This window comes from Streptomyces sp. SID5643, assembly GCF_009872555.1.
Classification (GTDB): Bacteria; Actinomycetota; Actinomycetes; order Streptomycetales; family Streptomycetaceae; genus Streptomyces; species Streptomyces iakyrus.
In genome coordinates this window covers 12,402-29,407 of the sequence record NZ_WWIC01000002.1, presented here as the reverse complement: position 1 = coordinate 29,407, position 17,006 = coordinate 12,402, and the positions used below count along the sequence as shown (strand labels likewise).

Here is a 17,006-nt window from a genome sequence, read left to right as displayed (position 1 = left end):
CGACTCCACATGCCCGAGCTGGTGTTCTTCAGCGGAACCATGGACTGCGGGAAGTCGACGCTGGCTCTCCAGATCGAGCACAACCGCTCGGCGCGCGGTCTGCAGGGCATGATCTTCTCGCGCGACGACCGGGCCGGTGAGGGCAAACTGTCCTCGCGCCTCGGCCTGGTGACGGACGCGGTGGAGGTCGGCGACGGGCAGGACCTCTACGGCTATCTCGTCGACCATCTCTCGCAGGGCGGCCGCGCCGACTACGTGATCGCCGACGAGGCGCAGTTCCTCGCGCCGGAGCAGATCGACCAACTCGCGCGTGTCGTCGACGACCTGAGCCTGGACGTCTACGCCTTCGGCATCACGACCGACTTCCGCTCCAAGCTGTTCCCCGGCTCGCAGCGGCTGGTGGAACTGGCCGACCGGGTCGAGGTGCTCCAGGTCGAAGCCCTGTGCTGGTGCGGAGCCCGCGCCACGCACAACGCCCGCACGGTAGGCGGGGTGATGGTCGTCGAGGGCGCCCAGGTGGTCGTCGGTGACGTCACCCACTCCGCCGACGAGGTGGGGTACGAGGTGCTGTGCCGCCGTCACCACCGCCGCCGGATGACCGCGGCCACCTCCCGTGCGGCGGCCCTGTCCCCGGACGTGCTGCCGGTGACGTCCGCCTGACCCGCGGGCGCCGTCGCGGTCGTCAGTCCGGACGTTGCAGCAGCGCGAACCGCGCGCCTTCCGGATCCGCCACCCCCGCCACCCGACCGTGGGCGGTGTCGTGCACCGGCTTGAGGACCTGCCCGCCCAGGTGGACGAGCTGGTCCACGGCGTCGTCGACATCGGCGACCTGGAAGTACGTGACCCAGTGCGGCCCGCGGTCGCGGGGCAGGGCGTGCCCCACCCCGTGGATGCCGGCGACGGGTGCGCCGCCGAGGTGCAGGGCCACGTAGTCGAAGTCGGCGGAGACCACCGGCTCCTCCTCGTACCCGAAGACCGTCCGGTAGAACTTGGCGACGCTCGCCGACTCGAAGGTCAGCAGCTCGTTCCAGGCGGGCGTACCGGGGACGCCCGAGACGGCGGTGCCCAGGTGGGCGGAGGCCTGCCAGATGCCGAAGACAGCGCCCGCGGGGTCGGAGCAGATCGCCAGACGGCCGGCATCGGCGGCGTCCAGCGGACCCACGCCGATCGTTCCGCCGCGGCTGCGCACCGTTTCGGCCGTCAGATCCGCGTTCCGTGAGGCGAAGTAGGGCGTCCACGCGATCGGCAGATGGCGGTCCGGTGGCAGCCGGCCGAGGCCGGCCACCTCGCGTCCGTCGAGCAGCGCGCGCACATAGGGCCCGAGCTGCTGGGGGCCCGGCTGGAACTCCCAGCCGAACAGCGCTCCGTAGAACTCCTCGGTCGCGTCCAGTCCGTGCACCATCAGGCTCACCCAGCAGGGCGCGCCGGGCGCGTGCCGGGCGGGTGGGTCACCGTACGGCCCGGCGGACCCCCGTGCGTCGGTCATCGTCACTCTCTTCTCGGCCTCGCGGTGGCCGTGCTCTCCGCAGCCTGGTCGGGTCAGCCCTGTGGGGCGTCCCGTGTCCGGGAGAATGCCCGATGTGCGGGCCTCGTCCCTCGCGGCGCGCTTGTCGGCAGGTGTCGTTCAGCTGTACAGCATGTGCTTGTTCCCGTACACCGTGTGATCGTCCCGCTCCGGCCGAGCAGAGTAGCCGGACACGGACGGCTCGGCCACCCCCGTGCGCGAGGATGGGGACCATGAACGCCATCATCTCCGCATCCGACCTCGCGAAGGACCTGGACAGCGCCCACCCGCCGGTCCTGCTCGATGTCCGCTGGCAGCTCACCGTGGCCAAGGCGGCCGGCGAGCCGCCCTTCGACGGCCGGGCCGCGTACGAGACAGGGCACCTGCCCGGGGCCGTCTACGTAGACCTGGACCGGGAGTTGGCCTCCGCGCCGGGCGAGGGTGGCCGGCATCCGCTGCCGGACCTCGCGCACTTCGGTGCCGCGATGCGCCGGGCGGGCGTGTCGGCCGGCACACCGGTGGTCGTCTACGACGGCGGCCAGGGCTGGGCGGCGGCCCGGGCGTGGTGGCTGCTGCGCTGGACGGGTCACCCGGACGTGCGGGTCCTCGACGGCGGGTTGCCGTCCTGGGAGGGGCCGTTGGACAAGACCGCACCGGCTCCGGCCGAGGGCGACTTCGTGCCCGAGCCGGGGGTGACGGGGCTGCTCGACGCGGAGGCCGCCGCGGCTCTGGCACGGTCCGGTGTGCTGCTGGACGCGCGGGCGGGGGAGCGGTACCGGGGCGAGGTGGAGCCGATCGACCCGGTGGCCGGGCACATCCCGGGCGCGGTGTCGGCGCCCACCTCGGAGAACGTGGGGGCAGACGGGCGCTTCCTGCCCGCCGGGGAACTGCGGGCGCGCTTCGAGGGACTCGGCGTGAGGGAGGGGTCGCGCGTCGGCGTGTACTGCGGTTCGGGGGTCTCCGCCGCCCACCAGGTACTGGCGCTGGCGGCCGCGGGCATTCCGGCCGAGCTGTACGTGGGGTCGTGGTCGGAGTGGTCCTCGGACCCGGCCAGGCCGGTCGCCGTCGGGCCGGATCCGCAGTGACCTGACACGAGGAGAGGGCCGCGCCCGGAAGGCACGGCCCTCGTCGTCCGACGACGGACCCGGCTACTCCTGCTTCTTGCGCCGCGTCCCGAACACGATCTCGTCCCAGCTCGGGACGGCCGCTCTGCGGCCCGGGCGCACGCCGTCCGCCTCGGCCTGGCGGTCGGTGGCACCGATGAGCCGGTCGCGGTGGCTGCCCACCGATCGCGGCATGAGGACGTCCGCGTAGGCGGATCCGGCCGAGGCGGCGGGAGCCGGGGGCTCCTCCTCCTCGACATCCGCGACGACGGGTTCCTCCTCGGGCTCCGCCGCCGGGGGCAGTTCCGGGACGACGAGGTCGCCGCGGAAGCTCGGCACCGCCTCCAGCAGGCTCGTCAGCGAATCCCGCTCGCCGGTGATCTCCTCGTCCGGTTCGGACGCCTGCGCGGGCAGGCTGGGCCGCTCGGGGCGGTCCAGCGGTCTGTCGCGCGGCAGCCGGGCGATCCGCGGGACGAACGGGAAGCTGGGCTCCGGCGCGGCCAGGTCGTCGGACTCGCCGATCAGGGAGCGCGCCTCGTCGTCCACGGCCTGGACGAGCCGCCGGGGCGGGTCGTACGTCCAGCTCGCCGAGTGCGGCTCGCCCGCCACGCGGTAGACCAGCAGGACTTCCCACGTGCCGTCGTCGCGACGCCATGAGTCCCACTGGACGGTGTCCTTGTCGGCCCCGCGCAGCAGCAGCCGTTCCTGCACGGCCTCGCCCAGCGGCGGACCGGAGTTCTCGCCGGGGCGGCGGACCGGGGTCTTGCGGGCGCGCTCGGCCATGAAGGCGCGCTCGGCGAGCACGGGACCCTCGAAGCGGCGCACCCGGTCGACGGGGATACCGGCCATCTGCGCGACCTCTTCCGCGGTCGCACCGGCACGTATACGCGCCTGGATGTCGCGGGGGCGGAGGTGGCTTTCGACCTCGATCTCGATCTGCCCGAGACGGGGACGGTCACCGCGCACGGCGGCGCGCAGGCGTTCGTCGATCGGGAGCGTGTACTCCGTAGCGTCGGCAGCCTTCAGCACCAGCCGTGTGCCGTCATTCGAGACGGCCACGACACGCAGTTCGGGCATGGGGACCTCCCGGGTGGTGCCTGCCGACGTCACGTGCGTCGCTGCTTCCGCTAGTCGAGTGTGGCCTGCCCGGGTGCAGCCTGCCACAACCTTGCCGAGTTGCCCGGCGTGTCGGGCGCGGGCCCTGGATCGCCGTTATGGCACGGTTACCTATTCGCAACGCTAAGTGACGAACTCCATCACCCTGTGCAACTAGCCCCCTCCCGGCGGTCCTCAAGGTCCTGTACACCCACATGGGAGACCGGACCCAGGGCTCGCAACAGTACTCCATTCGGGCCACGTGCGTGGATCGGCGCGCCGCCCAACTTCTCGCAAGGGGTGGGACTTGGACACCCCTTCCCCCGTTCTGTGATCTTGAACGTGGGGAACTTCACGTAATCACCAGAATCGGAACTAAGGGTTCGGAACCGGGGGTCACGGAGAAGCCGCGGCGGACCGACGTGCTCAGGCGGGAGCGACGATCCCACCCCGGGCGCCGGCAGGCGTGAAGACGCCGGGCGCACCACCCCGTTGCGTCGCCTACGCCCCCAGAACCCTCCGCAAGTAGTCGTTCTGGAACAGCCGGTCTGGATCGAGCCGGTCCCGCAGTGCCGTGAACTCGCCGAAGCGCGGATACACCCGGGAGAAGTACTCGGCGTCCCGCGTGTGGACCTTGCCCCAGTGCGGGCGGCCCTCGTGGGCCGTGAAGATGCGCTCGGCCGCGGTGAAGTACCGCTGGTAGGGGGTGCCCTGGAACATGTGGACGGCGATGTACGCGCTGTCCCGGCCGGAGGCGGTGGACAGTGCGATGTCGTCGGCGGGGGCCGTGCGCACCTCGACCGGGAAGCTGACCCGGAGGCCGGAGCGGTCGACCATCGCCTTCAGCTCGCGCAGCGCCTCGACGACGGCCGCGCGCGGAACGGCGTACTCCATCTCCACGAAGCGCACCCGGCGCGGGGACGTGAAGACCTTGTAAGGGATGTCCGTGTAGGTCCGTGCGGACAGGGCCTTGCTGGAGATCTGGGCGATCGCCGGGATCGTGGCGGGCACCGCGCGGCCGACCCAGTTGGCCACCTGGAAGACGCCGTTGGAGAGGAACTCGTCCTCGAACCAGCTCTTGAGCTGCGGCACGGGCTTCTCCGGGCCCGCGCTGCGGTTGTTGCGCTTGGTGTTGGTGCTGCCGGTGTGCGGGAACCAGTAGAACTCGAAGTGCTCGTTCTCCGCCCAGAGTTCCTCGAAGTCGGAGAGGACCTTGTCGAACGGCATCGGCTCCTCGCGGGCCGTGAGCAGGAAGACCGGCTCGACGGCGAAGGTGATCGCGGTGACGATGCCCAGGGCGCCGAGACCGATACGGGCGGCGGCGAAGACCTCCGGGTTCTCCTTCTCGGAGCACGTGAGGACGGAGCCGTCGGCGGTGACCAGCTCCAGGCCCTTGATCTGGGCGGCGATCGAACCGGAGTCACGGCCCGTGCCGTGCGTGCCGGTGCTGGTGGCACCGGAGACCGTCTGCTCCATGATGTCGCCCATGTTCGTGAGCGACAGGCCCTCGCGGGCGAGGGCCATGTTGAGCCTCTTGAGCGGGGTGCCGGCCTCCACCGTGACCGTCATGTTCTCGCGGTCGACATCGCGTATGCCGGTCAGCAGCTGAGGGCGGATCAACATGCCGTCCGTCGCGGCTATGGAGGTGAAGGAGTGCCCGGCGCCGACGGCCTTCACCTTCAGACCGTCTTCGGCGGCCCGCCGCACCGCGGCGGCCAGCTCGTCGACGGAAGCAGGGGTGACCTCCCGCGCGGGACGGGCCGAGACGTTGCCGCCCCAGTTACGCCACGTGCCGTTCTTTCCGTTCGCTGTGCTGCTCAACGGAGCCTCCCCGACCCGGTGCCGGTCGCTTGAGCCGGCGGAACCCGAGGAAACCCACCGCGACCGCGACGGCCCCGGCCACCGCCGGAACCCCGTACCCGGCACGCGCCCCGGCCGCGTCGATCACCCAGCCGGCCACGGAGGAGCCGAGTGCGACACCCGCCGCGAGCCCGGTGCTCACCCAGGTCATGCCCTCGGTGAGCTGCGCGCGTGGTACGTGCTCTTCGATGAGGGACATGGTCGTGATCATCGTCGGAGCGATGGACAGACCCGCAACGAACAGCGCCACGGCCAGAAACGGCAAGTTTCCGACCAGTAGGAGGGGGATCATACTCACGGCCATGGCACATACGCCCAGCAGCCACCGGCGTTCCGGCGCCCCGGCGAAGTGCAGCAGCCCGTAGACCATGCCCGCCGCACAGGACCCCGCCGCGTACACCGCGAGGACGACACTGGCGGCTGCCTTGTGCCCCTGCTCCTCGGCGAAGGCCACGGTGACCACGTCGACCGCCCCGAAGATCGCCCCGGTCGCCACGAAGGTGGCCACCAGGACCTGAAGGCCGGGCGAGCGCATCGCCGTGCCGCCGCCCCGCCGCTCGCGCGGGTGGGGTTCGGGCTCGGTGGCGCGCTGCGCGGTCAGCGAGAACACGCCGACCGCCAGGAAGCAGGCGGCGAGCAGCGGGCCGGCCTCCGGGAACCAGGCCGTGGACAGGCCGATGGAGATGATCGGCCCGAAGATGAAGCACACCTCGTCCACCACGGACTCGAAGGAGTACGCGGTGTGCAGCTGCGGCGTCCCCCGGTACAGGGCCGCCCAGCGGGCCCGGATCATCGCACCGACGCTCGGGACGCAGCCGATGCCCACGCACGCCGCGAACAGCACCCAGTCGGGCCACCGGTAGTGCGCCGCGCACAGCAGGAGGGCCGCCGCGGCCAGCGAGATCAGCGTCGCCGGGCGCAGCACGCGCCGCTGCCCGTACTGGTCGACCAGCCGCGAGACCTGCGGTCCGGCCACCGCGGCGGACAGCGCGATGGTGGCCGACAGGGCACCCGCCAGGCCGTACCTCCCGGTGAGCTGGGAGATCATCGTGACCACGCCGATGCCCATCATCGACAGCGGGATGCGGCCGAGGAAACCCGCGACGGAGAAACCCTTGGAGCCTGGTGCTGCGAACAGGGCGCGGTAGGGGCTGGGCACGAGGTCTCCGAAGGCTCAGTAAGCTGCGAACGCAGTCGACACAGCTTACGCCCGGAATGCCCGGCGGCACCCCTTCGGCTCCGTCCCGGATCCGGCCGCCGCGCGGGGGCCACCCGCCGTTTCCCGGCTGTCAGTGCAGGGTGGCAGGATCGACTCATGCCAGACGCGCGCGATGTCAGCCCCTACGACGCCCTGCTCCTGCTCTCGTTCGGCGGCCCGGAAGGCCCGGACGACGTGGTCCCGTTCCTGGAGAACGTGACGCGCGGGCGCGGCATCCCCAAGGAACGCCTCAAGGAAGTCGGGCAGCACTACTTCCTGTTCGGCGGGGTCAGCCCGATCAACGACCAGAACCGCGCCCTGCTGGAGGCCCTGCGCAAGGACTTCGCCGACCACGGCCTGGACCTCCCGGTCTACTGGGGCAACCGCAACTGGGCGCCGTACCTGACGGACACCCTGCGCGAGATGGTCCGCGACGGCCGTCGCCGCATCCTCGTCCTCGCCACCAGCGCCTACGCCTCCTACTCGGGCTGCCGCCAGTACCGCGAGAACCTCGCCGACGCGCTCGCGACCCTGGAGGAGGAGGGCCTGGAGCTGCCCGAGGTCGACAAGCTGCGGCACTACTTCAACCACCCCGGCTTCCTGGAACCCATGATCGACGGGGTGCTCCGGTCCCTCGCCGACCTTCCCGAGGACGTCCGGGGCGGGGCGCACCTCGCCTTCTCGACGCACTCGATCCCGACGGCCTCCGCCGACACCTCCGGCCCCGTCGAGGAGCACGGCGACGGCGGCGCCTACGTGAAGCAGCACCTGGACGTGGCGCAGCAGATCGCCGACGCCGTCCGCGAGCGCACCGGCGTCGACCACCCCTGGCAGCTCGTCTACCAGTCCCGCTCCGGCGCCCCGCACATCCCGTGGCTGGAGCCCGACATCTGCGACCACCTCGACGAGCGGCACGCGGCCGGCGTCCCGGCCGTCGTCATCGCCCCCATCGGCTTCGTCTCCGACCACATGGAGGTCCTGTACGACCTCGACACGGAGGCCAAGGCCCGGGCCGAGGAGCTCGGACTGCCGGTGCGGCGCTCGGCCACCGTCGGCGCGGACCCGAGGTTCGCCGCCGCGATCCGCGAGCTGGTGGTGGAGCGCGCCGCCGCCGAGCGCGGCCAGGACGTCACACCGTGCGCCCTGGGCGCCCTCGGGGCGAGCCACAACCTCTGCCCGGTCGGCTGCTGCCCGGCCCGCACCCCCCGGCCCGCCGCCGCGGGCGCCGACAGCACCTACGCGTGAGGAGCCCCGTGACCGACGCCCTGCACACGGACCTGCTCGAACTGGCCCAGGAGGCCGCCCGCCGCGCCGGGGCGCTGCTGCGGGACGGACGCCCGGCCGACCTCGCGGTCGCCGCTACCAAGTCCAGCCCCATCGACATCGTCACCGAGATGGACATCGCGGCGGAGAAGCTGATCACGGGCCTGATCGCCGAGCGCCGCCCGGACGACGGGATCCTCGGCGAGGAGGGTGCCGCCACGGAGGGCACGAGCGGCGTCCGCTGGGTGATCGACCCGCTCGACGGCACCGTGAACTACCTGTACGGGCTGCCCACCTGGGCCGTCTCCATTGCCGCCGAGCAGGACGGCGAGACCGTCGTGGGCGTCGTCGCGGCCCCGATGCGCGGCGAGACCTTCCATGCCGTGCGCGGCCGGGGAGCCTGGGCCACCGGCGCCTGGGACGGCGAGCGTGGGCTGGCCTGCCGTCCCGCGCCGCCCCTGGACCAGGCGCTGGTCTCCACGGGCTTCAACTACGTCGCCGACGTCCGGGCCCACCAGGCCGATGTGGCCCAGCGGCTGATCCCGCTGCTGCGCGACATCCGGCGCGGCGGCTCGGCCGCGGTCGACCTGTGCGACGTGGCCGCCGGACGCCTCGACGGCTACTACGAGCGCGGTCTGCACCCGTGGGACCTCGCGGCGGGGGACCTGATCGCCCGGGAGGCGGGCGCGCTGACCGGTGGACGCCCCGGAGAACCCCCGTCGGGCGATCTGGCAGTGGCGGGGGCGCCCGGTGTCTTCGAGCCCCTTCAGCGCCTCCTGGAGGACTTCGGAGCCTGGCACGACTAGAAGGCGCCCAGGCCCGCCCGTGGTGCGTCGAGCACCGGGGAGCGCGCCCCCGAGGCAACGAAGCGGGCCCCGGCGCTGGATTCGCCGGGGCCCGCTTCCTGCGGCCTGATCAGACGCTCGTCGCGCCGACCTCCACACCGTGCTCGGCGGCGAGGCGGCGCAGGTCGTCGAGCTCGCCCTGCTCCACGTCGACGAGGAAGTCGTCGCCCTCGTCGCGAGCCCGGGACAGATCGGACTCGGTCGCCCTTATGCGCTGCAGAAGTCCTGCGGTGAATGCGTCCATGCTGCGCCCCCTCGTCCTGGGTCGTGGGTCGATGGCACGGGGGTGTGCCGGTCGGAAGGGACGATCACGCCGCCTGTGGATGCCCAGCGCCGCTCGGCCGGGCGGCGACGGTGCCGGACACCCACGCCCGCCCTGCGGAAAGCGGATTGATGCGCACCGCATGGTGGTGCGGCGCCAGCAGAGCGTGATCGTGGGATGTAAAGCCGTCCTCCCCAAGCTCCCTTCCGTGGAAACCTAACCGGGGGAGAAAATCTCGTATTCCCCCTCGGGTCACCGCCCCCTCACCCGCCTTACCTCCGACTTATGGCCGAAAAGGGCAGGATGGAGGGCAACACACCAAGGCACCGTCGAAGACCCCTGCCCGCGTGCGCCCCGTGAAGGGCTGCGCGGGTGGACATGAGGAAGGACCAGGAACGTGCGCGTACTCGTCGTCGAGGACGAGCAGTTGCTCGCCGATGCGGTGGCCACCGGACTGCGCCGGGAGGCCATGGCCGTCGACGTCGTGTACGACGGCGCGGCCGCCCTGGAGCGCATCGGGGTCAACGACTACGACGTGGTCGTCCTCGACCGCGACCTGCCCCTCGTGCACGGCGACGACGTCTGCCGCAAGATCGTCGAACTGGGCATGCCCACGCGCGTGCTGATGCTGACGGCCTCCGGCGACGTCAGCGACCGGGTCGAAGGGCTGGAGATCGGCGCCGACGACTACCTGCCCAAGCCGTTCGCGTTCAGTGAGCTCATCGCGCGCGTGCGTGCCCTCGGCCGGCGCACCAGCGTGCCCCTGCCGCCCGTCCTGGAGCGCGCCGGGATCAAGCTCGACCCCAACCGCCGCGAGGTCTTCCGCGACGGCAAGGAGGTCCAGCTCGCGCCCAAGGAGTTCGCCGTCCTGGAGGTGCTGATGCGCAGCGAGGGCGCCGTCGTCTCCGCGGAGCAGCTCCTGGAGAAGGCCTGGGACGAGAACACCGACCCGTTCACGAATGTCGTGCGCGTGACCGTCATGACGCTGCGCCGCAAGCTCGGCGAGCCGCCCGTCATCGTCACCGTCCCCGGCTCCGGCTACCGGATCTGATACCCGTGGCAACGACTCCCGCGCCCCCGCAGGCGCCCCCCAAGCCCACCTGGGATCCCAGAAGGCCCGTGCCGCCCTTCCCCTGGCTGCGCCCGACCATCCGCATAAGGCTCACGCTCCTCTACGGTGGCATGTTCCTGATCGCCGGCATCCTGCTGCTGTCGATCATCTACCTGCTGGCCGCGCAGGCCCTGAACGTGGGCAGCGAGCTGCCGTTCAAGATCGTCGAGGGCAAGGTCACCAGCGACATCTGCAACCTGCCCGACCAGGCCTCGCCCAGCGAGTTCAACAACGCGATGAACCACTGCGTCAACGAGCAGCGCCAGAACGCCCTGGACAACCTCCTCAGCCGCTCGCTCCTGGCCCTGCTGGGCCTGGCGGTCATCGCGTTCGCCTTCGGCTACGCCATGGCCGGCCGAGTCCTGTCCCCGCTGGGCCGGATCACCCGCACCGCCCGCGCGGTGGCGGGCTCCGACCTCTCGCGGCGGATCGAGCTGGACGGCCCGGACGACGAGCTGAAAGAGCTGGCGGACACCTTCGACGACATGCTGGAGCGCCTCCAGCGTGCTTTCACCGCCCAGCAGCGCTTCGTCGGCAACGCCTCGCACGAACTGAGAACGCCGCTGGCGATCAACCGCACGCTCCTCGAGGTGCACTTGTCCGACCCGGGCGCCCCCACCGAACTCCAGCAGCTCGGCAAGACGCTGCTGGCGACCAACGAGCGCAGCGAGCAGCTGGTGGAGGGTCTGCTGCTGCTCGCCCGTAGCGACAACCAGATCGTCGAGCGGGGTCCCGTGGATCTCGCCGAGGTCGCCGAGCAGGCCATCGACCAGGTCCGCGGGGAGGCCGCCGGCAAGGGCGTGAGCATCCGCGGCGAGCAGAAGCCCGCGGTCGTCCAGGGCAACGGCGTGCTGCTGGAGCGGATCGCGCTCAACCTCGTGCAGAACGCCGTGCGCTACAACGTGGCGGAGGACGGCTGGGTCGAGGTGACCACCGACGTCCAGCACGGCCAGGCGGTCCTGGTCGTCGCCAACACGGGCCCGGTGGTGCCGGCGTACGAGATCGACAACCTCTTCGAGCCGTTCCGGCGGCTGCGCACGGAGCGGACGGGCAGCGACAAGGGCGTGGGGCTCGGACTGTCCATCGTCCGGTCCGTGGCCCGGGCGCACGGCGGGCACATCTACGCCCAGCCGCGTGAGGGGGGTGGACTCGTCATGCGTGTCACGCTGCCGATCTGAGATCATGTCGCCGATCCACTCGGCGGCGCACGAGGATGTTCGCTTTGCGCGGAATTTTTTATACTTCGCCGCGCGTGCACCGTGTGTGATCGATCACAGGGACGCCTTTCCGGCCATCTACTCTCCGTGATCATGCCCGTAGTCGGAAAGCCGGGATAATCCCGGTTTTCGGGGGTCTTGATCACGGGAAGTACACGGTGAGACGCCTTTGGCGTGCAGCATTCGGACCGTGTACGGTCCCCATCGCCATCCAAGCCGATCACTCATGAGGGGTCCGGTTGGGTGTCGATTGAGTAACAGACCTTGATGTGAGGCAAAATCTCCGCCTCAGGTCGGGCACAAGTCCGGCCTCTCACGCGTTACGTGCGCTGGAGACACCGCAGACACCCAGAGGGGGAGAGCGACCATGGCAACCGATTACGACACTCCACGCAAGACCGACGACGACGTCGACTCGGACAGCCTCGAAGAGCTGAAGGCTCGGAGGAACGACAAGTCGGCCTCCGCCGTGGACGTCGACGAGTTCGAGGCAGCAGAAGGCCTCGAACTGCCCGGAGCCGACCTCTCGAACGAGGAACTGGCCGTCCGGGTGCTCCCGAAGCAGCAGGACGAGTTCACGTGCATGAGCTGCTTCCTGGTGCACCACCGCAGCCAGCTGGCCCGGGAGAAGAACGGTCAGCCGATCTGCCGCGACTGCGACTGAGGGCGGGTCGGCCGTGACTGGCTCGACCCCTCCCTGGAAGCGCCGCTTCTCCAAGCGGAAAGCGGACGAAGGGCCGACGGACGGCCCGCGGTACGGCGCGCGTGAAGACGAGCGAGGCTCATCCGGCACGGGGGCGGCCTCGCTCGAACCGGCAGCGGACCGGAGTGACCTCCCGGCGTCCGTGGACGTCCCCGCACCCGTCGCGAGACGGCGGGCGGGGGCGTTCCGGCAGCGGGCCAGGGAAGGCGCCCGCAAGGGCGGCGACCGGGCCCGGGCCGGACTGGCCTACCTGGCCGACCGCATCATCGAACTGGCCCCGCGCGTGCCCGTACGGGACCTGGCGACGCTGCGCAGGCAATTCCCCGGCCTCGGGCCCGAGGAGCTCGCCGACAAGCTCGTGGCGGGCGCCGCCAAAGCGACGGCGACGGTCGGAGCGGGGGTCGGCGCGGCCGCGATGCTCCCCGTGCCCCCGGCGATGCCGACGGAACTGGCCGCCGAGATCACCGGCGTCGCGGTGATCGAGCTGAAGCTGATCGCCGAACTCCACGAGGTCTATGGCGTCCGGCCGCCCGGCAACCTCAAGCAGCGCAGCACCGCGTACCTCGACTCGTGGTCGGGGGAGCGCGGCATCGACGCGTCCAAGCCGTCGACCCTCAGTGCGGCGCTGAACAGCCGCATGAAGCGAGAACTGCGGCAGCGGATCATGAAGCGCATGGTCCGCAGCATGCCGAACCTGATGCCGTTCCTGGTGGGCGCCGCCGTGGGCGCGGTCATGAACCGCGGAGAGACGAGAAAGCTCGCCGGCCGGATCCGCCGGGACCTGCGCACGATCCAGGTGCCCTGGGAGGCTCTGGAGGCGCTCCCCGGTCTGGAACGTCCGGCGGACGCCCTGGAGATGGGCGAGATCACCCATGACCCGCTGGGGCGTCACGAAGGTCACCGCGGCGACGACCGGCCCGGCGGCGACGGGCGCTGACACCGGGCGCCGGCCGGCACCCGGGTGACGTCCCGCTCAGGTGTGCTACGCCGGCTTCGCCGTCCGCAGCGCCTCCGCCAGGCGCTCCGGCTCACGCGTCGACAGGTACAGGTACGGAGTCGGGTCCTGCGGGTCCGTGACCTCCACCCGCAGGGCCGTGGGGATGTACGCCCGCAGCAGGAGGAAGGCGCGCGGATCGGCCTTGTAGGTGCGCCAGGCGCGGGCCTCCTCCGCGTCCAGCACCTCCGCCTCGCCCAGTGCCGCCAGCGGGATCTTCGCCTCTCCCGCGATCAGGGAGTCGCCGACCACACGGATGCGGACCGAGCCGTACGAACTCGCGGCGACCGCCGCGACCGCGGTGCCCCCGGCCAGGCCGCCGAGCATCGGCAGCGTGCCGAACGGGAGCAGGATCAGGGCCATGGAGACGCCCACGAGGAACGAGATCAGCCACCAGGTCCGCGGGGCGGTGAGGCGTTCTTCGTACGGGGCGGCGGAGAGCTGCATGAGGTCAAGCTTGACACGGTGTCCGGAGGGGCCCGACGCGCGGGTAAGGTCTCCGGCTGTGAGTCGTACTTCCGCAGCTCTTCAGCCTCCGGCCGACGCCGTGCAGCCGGTGCGGCACCCGGACGCGCCCGCGCCCGGTGAGCTCCTCGGCGCGCACTACGGCGCGTGTTTCGGCTGTGGCGACGACCAGCCGCACGGGCTGCACCTCCAGGCGCGGGCCGGCGAGGGCGTGTCGCTCACCGCTGAGTTCACCGTCCAGCCCGCCCACCAGGGCGCTCCGGGCCTCGCGCACGGTGGCGTGCTCACCTCCGCCCTGGACGAGACCCTCGGTTCGCTGAACTGGCTGCTGCGCACGATCGCGGTCACCGGGCGGCTGGAGACCGACTTCGTGCGGCCCGTGCCCGTCGGTACCACGCTGTACCTGGAGGCGCAGGTGACGGCGGTCGCCGGGCGGAAGATCTACTCCACCGCGACCGGACGCGTCGGCGGCCCCGAGGGGCCCGTCGCCGTGCGGGCGGACGCGCTCTTCATCGAGGTGAAGGTCGATCACTTCGTCGACCACGGCCGCCAGGAGGAGATCCAGGCCGCCATGAACGACCCGGACCAGGTCCGGCGCGCCCGCGCCTTCGAGGTGAACCCGTGAGCACGGACCGCTCCCTGCCTTCCCCAAGCCCCACCAGTCCCGTCAGCCCGGAAAGCCCCATGACTCCCACGAGCCCCGCGAGCCGGCAGCCGCTGGACGTGCTGATCCGGCGGGTCGACCCCGACGTGCCGCTTCCGTCGTACGCGCAGCCCGGTGACGCCGGAGCCGATCTGCGCACCACCGAGGCGTGCGAACTGGAGCCGGGCGAGCGGGCCGTGCTGCCCACCGGGGTGTCTGTGGCGCTGCCGGACGGGTACGCGGCCTTCGTGCACCCGCGATCCGGTCTGGCCGCCCGCTGCGGCGTCGCCCTGGTGAATGCCCCGGGGACGGTTGATGCCGGGTACCGTGGGGAGATCAAGGTGATCGTGGTGAATCTCGACCCGCGCGAGGCCGTGCGGTTCGAGCGCTTCGACCGGATTGCCCAACTGGTAGTCCAGCAGGTCGAGAGGGTCCGCTTCCAGGAGGTGGCGGAGCTTCCCGGCTCCGCGCGGGCCGAGGGGGGCTTCGGGTCCACCGGAGGCCATGCGGCGGTGGACGGGACGAGCGGCACAAGCGGTCAGGCCGCCGTCGGCGGTCAGGCGGGTGGGAATCGATACGCTTCGGTCGTATCCGACCGGGAAGGACAGTGACGTGTTCGGACGTCGCAAGAAGAGGGATGCCGCAGAGGACGCGGCCGGCGAGGCCGAGCAGGTCGTCGACGGTGTCGACACCGATGCGGACGAAGAGCGCGAGCGCCTGAGGCTCGAACCGGCGCCGCGCCCCGACGGGCCCTGGGACAGCTCCGAGGTGCGGGACCCGAGCGAAGGCCGGGTCGACCTGGGCGGCCTGTTCGTGCCGGGCGTCGACGGCATGGAGCTCAGGGTCGAGGTCGCGGGCGACGCGATCGTGGCGGCGACGGTCGTGCTGCGCGACAGCGCCATCCAGCTCCAGGGCTTCGCCGCGCCCAAGCGCGAGGGCATCTGGGGCGAGGTGCGCGAGGAGATCGGCACCGGCATCACCCAGCAGGGCGGCATCGTCGACGAGGTCGAGGGGCCGCTGGGCTGGGAGCTGCGCGCCCAGGTGCCCGTCCAGCTGCCGGACGGCACCGGCGGCTTCCAGGTCGTGCGGTTCGTCGGTGTGGACGGCCCCCGCTGGTTCCTGCGCGGGGTCATCTCGGGCCAGGGCGCGGTGCAGCCGCAGGCCGCCGGGCTGCTGGAGCAGATCTTCCGGGACACGGTCGTGGTCCGCGGAGAGGGCCCGATGGCGCCCCGCGACCCGATCGTCCTGAAGCTGCCGAACGACGCCCAGATGGTCCCCGAGGGCGTCCAGCAGGAAGAGGGCTCCCGTTTCGCCGGCGGAATGGGCCAGCTCCAGCGCGGACCGGAGATCACCGAGGTCCGCTGACCCGCAGAGTCACCAGGGCCGTACCCCACCGGGGTACGGCCCTTTCTCGTGCGCGGAACCTTGACGACGCATTGGTCTGTACCTACCGTCTCCGTCCAACGCGTCAGTTCATAAAGGCGCTTCACGTTCACATACGAGAACGGAAGGCCCCCCACGCATGCGCAGAACCGCTCTCCTCGCGGCCTCGGCCGCCCTCGTCGCCGGTGTGCTCGCCCGGCCCGCCGGCGCCGCTCCCAGCGCCCCCACCGCCTTCGTCCACCCCGGAGTCACCGTCTCGAAGGGGCAGTTGGACTTCACCCGGTCCAAGGTCAATGCCGGCGCCCAGCCCTGGAAGGGCGCCTTCGACCAGATGATGGCGAGCGGGTACGCCGACCTGAACCGCACGCCCAAGCCCCGGGCGGTCGTCGAGTGCGGCTCGTACTCCAACCCCAACCACGGCTGCACCGACGAACGCGAGGACGCGATCGCCGCGTACACCCACGCCCTCGCCTGGTACATCACCCGCGACGAACGGCACGCACGCAAGGCCATCGAGCTGATGGACGCCTGGTCCGCCGTGATCCGCGACCACACCAACAGCAACGCGCCCCTGCAAACCGGCTGGGCCGGCTCCTCCTGGCCCCGGGCCGCCGAGATCATCAAGCACACCTACACGGGGAACTGGGCGAACTCCGGCCGCTTCGCCACGATGCTCCGCACCGTCTACCTGCCCGAGATCATCAACGGCTCCAACTCCAACGGCAACTGGGAGCTGTCGATGATGGAGGCCGCCCTCGGCATCTCCGTCTTCCTGGAGGACAAGGCGTCGTACGACAAGGCCATGGCGAAGTTCCGCACCCGCACGGCCGCCTACGTCTACCTGGAGTCCGACGGGGCCCTGCCGAAGACCGTGCCGAGCCAGAACCTGAACACCCGGGAGAAGATCGTCAAGTACTGGCAGGGGCAGACGACCTTCGTCAACGGACTGAGCCAGGAGACCTGCCGCGACTTCACGCACACCGGCTACGGCCTCTCGGCCATCTCGCACGTCGCCGAGACCAGCCGCATCCAGGGGCAGGACCTCTACGGCACCGACGTGGGCGACCGGCTGCGGCACGGGCTGGGCTTCCACGCCAGGTACCAGCTCGGCGCCGGTGCCGAGGACTGGCTATGCGGCGGCTCACTGGAACCCGGGCTCGGGCCGGTCTCCGAAGTCGGGCACAACGCCCTGGCCAACCGGCTCGGACACGCCATGACCAACACCGGGACACTCACCCTGCGCAGCCGCCCCGCCGGGAGCAACAACCTCTTCGTCGCCTGGGAGACCCTCACCCACGGCGACAACCCCGCCTGACCTCCTGACCGGCCGGGGCGTCGGGTGGGGCCCCGGCGCCCCGGC

The 17,006-nt window shown here is 71.4% G+C and carries 18 protein-coding genes; 12 read left to right on the top strand and 6 right to left on the bottom strand.

The window, feature by feature from the left end; translation table 11 throughout:
- Window positions 1–9 precede the first annotated feature (9 nt).
- Window positions 10–660: a thymidine kinase gene (locus GTY56_RS00390; protein WP_161361336.1), complete on the top strand. Its 651-nt coding sequence runs from the start codon at window positions 10–12 to the stop codon at window positions 658–660.
- Between the two features lie 22 nt (window positions 661–682).
- Here GTY56_RS00390 and GTY56_RS00385 read toward each other — a convergent pair whose 3' ends face one another.
- Window positions 683–1,486 carry a VOC family protein gene (locus GTY56_RS00385; RefSeq protein ID WP_161361334.1) on the bottom strand — a complete coding sequence of 268 codons (804 nt, stop codon included), beginning with the start codon at window positions 1,484–1,486 and terminating at the stop codon, window positions 683–685.
- A gap of 251 nt (window positions 1,487–1,737) precedes the next feature.
- On the opposite strand from GTY56_RS00385, the gene GTY56_RS00380 reads away from it, so the two are divergent.
- Window positions 1,738–2,589, top strand: coding sequence for a sulfurtransferase (locus GTY56_RS00380; RefSeq protein WP_161361332.1), 852 nt, complete (start codon window positions 1,738–1,740; stop codon window positions 2,587–2,589).
- 63 nt (window positions 2,590–2,652) lie between these two features.
- Here GTY56_RS00380 and sepH read toward each other — a convergent pair whose 3' ends face one another.
- From sepH to GTY56_RS00365, 3 genes are all read right to left on the bottom strand, one after another.
- The gene (sepH, locus tag GTY56_RS00375) at window positions 2,653–3,684 is read right to left on the bottom strand and encodes a septation protein SepH (protein ID WP_161361330.1); all 1,032 of its coding nucleotides are present in this window, start codon (window positions 3,682–3,684) and stop codon (window positions 2,653–2,655) included.
- Between the two features lie 519 nt (window positions 3,685–4,203).
- Window positions 4,204–5,523: an FAD-linked oxidoreductase, L-gulonolactone oxidase family gene (locus GTY56_RS00370; protein ID WP_161361328.1), complete on the bottom strand. Its 1,320-nt coding sequence runs from the start codon at window positions 5,521–5,523 to the stop codon at window positions 4,204–4,206.
- Window positions 5,483–6,721: an MFS transporter gene (locus GTY56_RS00365; RefSeq protein WP_161361325.1), complete on the bottom strand. Its 1,239-nt coding sequence runs from the start codon at window positions 6,719–6,721 to the stop codon at window positions 5,483–5,485. The genes GTY56_RS00370 and GTY56_RS00365 overlap by 41 nt, the downstream gene beginning before the upstream one ends.
- A gap of 156 nt (window positions 6,722–6,877) precedes the next feature.
- Here GTY56_RS00365 and GTY56_RS00360 point away from each other — a divergent pair, with 156 nt between their 5' ends.
- The gene (locus GTY56_RS00360; protein WP_161361324.1) at window positions 6,878–8,005 is read left to right on the top strand and encodes a ferrochelatase; all 1,128 of its coding nucleotides are present in this window, start codon (window positions 6,878–6,880) and stop codon (window positions 8,003–8,005) included.
- An 8-nt stretch (window positions 8,006–8,013) separates the two neighbouring features.
- On the top strand, window positions 8,014–8,829 hold the full coding sequence (locus tag GTY56_RS00355; protein ID WP_161361322.1) for an inositol monophosphatase family protein: 816 nt from the start codon (window positions 8,014–8,016) through the stop codon (window positions 8,827–8,829).
- A 109-nt stretch (window positions 8,830–8,938) separates the two neighbouring features.
- Here GTY56_RS00355 and GTY56_RS39740 read toward each other — a convergent pair whose 3' ends face one another.
- The gene (locus tag GTY56_RS39740; protein WP_167345885.1) at window positions 8,939–9,112 is read right to left on the bottom strand and encodes a hypothetical protein; all 174 of its coding nucleotides are present in this window, start codon (window positions 9,110–9,112) and stop codon (window positions 8,939–8,941) included.
- Between the two features lie 415 nt (window positions 9,113–9,527).
- On the opposite strand from GTY56_RS39740, the gene GTY56_RS00350 reads away from it, so the two are divergent.
- From GTY56_RS00350 to GTY56_RS00335, 4 genes are all read left to right on the top strand, one after another.
- Complete coding sequence (locus GTY56_RS00350) at window positions 9,528–10,181, top strand: response regulator transcription factor (protein ID WP_003993508.1); 654 nt, start codon at window positions 9,528–9,530, stop codon at window positions 10,179–10,181.
- Window positions 10,182–10,186: 5 nt separating this feature from the next.
- A complete protein-coding gene (locus GTY56_RS00345; RefSeq protein ID WP_161361320.1) occupies window positions 10,187–11,419 on the top strand; it encodes an ATP-binding protein in 1,233 nt (410 codons plus the stop codon).
- Window positions 11,420–11,825: 406 nt separating this feature from the next.
- Window positions 11,826–12,122, top strand: a complete 297-nt coding sequence (locus GTY56_RS00340) for a DUF4193 domain-containing protein (protein WP_003993510.1) — start codon at window positions 11,826–11,828, stop codon at window positions 12,120–12,122.
- A gap of 13 nt (window positions 12,123–12,135) precedes the next feature.
- Entirely contained in the window at window positions 12,136–13,098 is a 963-nt protein-coding gene (locus tag GTY56_RS00335) for a hypothetical protein (RefSeq protein WP_161361319.1), read from the top strand.
- A 45-nt stretch (window positions 13,099–13,143) separates the two neighbouring features.
- Here the strand turns inward: GTY56_RS00335 and GTY56_RS00330 are convergent, their stop codons facing one another.
- On the bottom strand, window positions 13,144–13,602 hold the full coding sequence (locus GTY56_RS00330; protein WP_161361317.1) for a DUF3093 domain-containing protein: 459 nt from the start codon (window positions 13,600–13,602) through the stop codon (window positions 13,144–13,146).
- A gap of 58 nt (window positions 13,603–13,660) precedes the next feature.
- Between GTY56_RS00330 and GTY56_RS00325 the strand changes: the two genes are divergently transcribed.
- The 4 genes from GTY56_RS00325 (at window position 13,661) to GTY56_RS00310 (ending at window position 16,961) form a co-directional block, all read left to right on the top strand.
- Entirely contained in the window at window positions 13,661–14,245 is a 585-nt protein-coding gene (locus GTY56_RS00325) for a hotdog domain-containing protein (protein ID WP_161361315.1), read from the top strand.
- A 59-nt stretch (window positions 14,246–14,304) separates the two neighbouring features.
- A complete protein-coding gene (gene dut / locus GTY56_RS00320) occupies window positions 14,305–14,874 on the top strand; it encodes a dUTP diphosphatase (protein ID WP_161361313.1) in 570 nt (189 codons plus the stop codon).
- Window position 14,875: 1 nt separating this feature from the next.
- Window positions 14,876–15,628 (top strand): DUF3710 domain-containing protein, encoded by a 753-nt coding sequence (locus GTY56_RS00315; RefSeq protein WP_107459963.1) that lies wholly within the window; start codon window positions 14,876–14,878, stop codon window positions 15,626–15,628.
- A 157-nt stretch (window positions 15,629–15,785) separates the two neighbouring features.
- Window positions 15,786–16,961 carry an alginate lyase family protein gene (locus tag GTY56_RS00310; protein ID WP_161361311.1) on the top strand — a complete coding sequence of 392 codons (1,176 nt, stop codon included), beginning with the start codon at window positions 15,786–15,788 and terminating at the stop codon, window positions 16,959–16,961.
- The last annotated feature ends 45 nt before the right edge of the window (window positions 16,962–17,006 follow it).

Bases quoted from the DNA above. Each gene is read 5' to 3' on its own strand.
- GTY56_RS00390 (WP_161361336.1), top strand. From the start codon at position 10: ATGCCCGAGCTGGTGTTCTTCAGCGGAACCATGGACTGCGGGAAGTCG.
- GTY56_RS00385 (WP_161361334.1), bottom strand. From the start codon at position 1,486: ATGACCGACGCACGGGGGTCCGCCGGGCCGTACGGTGACCCACCCGCC.
- GTY56_RS00380 (WP_161361332.1), top strand. From the start codon at position 1,738: ATGAACGCCATCATCTCCGCATCCGACCTCGCGAAGGACCTGGACAGC.
- sepH (WP_161361330.1), bottom strand. From the start codon at position 3,684: ATGCCCGAACTGCGTGTCGTGGCCGTCTCGAATGACGGCACACGGCTG.
- GTY56_RS00360 (WP_161361324.1), top strand. From the start codon at position 6,878: ATGCCAGACGCGCGCGATGTCAGCCCCTACGACGCCCTGCTCCTGCTC.
- GTY56_RS39740 (WP_167345885.1), bottom strand. From the start codon at position 9,112: ATGGACGCATTCACCGCAGGACTTCTGCAGCGCATAAGGGCGACCGAG.
- GTY56_RS00340 (WP_003993510.1), top strand. From the start codon at position 11,826: ATGGCAACCGATTACGACACTCCACGCAAGACCGACGACGACGTCGAC.
- GTY56_RS00330 (WP_161361317.1), bottom strand. From the start codon at position 13,602: ATGCAGCTCTCCGCCGCCCCGTACGAAGAACGCCTCACCGCCCCGCGG.
- dut (WP_161361313.1), top strand. From the start codon at position 14,305: ATGACTCCCACGAGCCCCGCGAGCCGGCAGCCGCTGGACGTGCTGATC.
- GTY56_RS00310 (WP_161361311.1), top strand. From the start codon at position 15,786: ATGCGCAGAACCGCTCTCCTCGCGGCCTCGGCCGCCCTCGTCGCCGGT.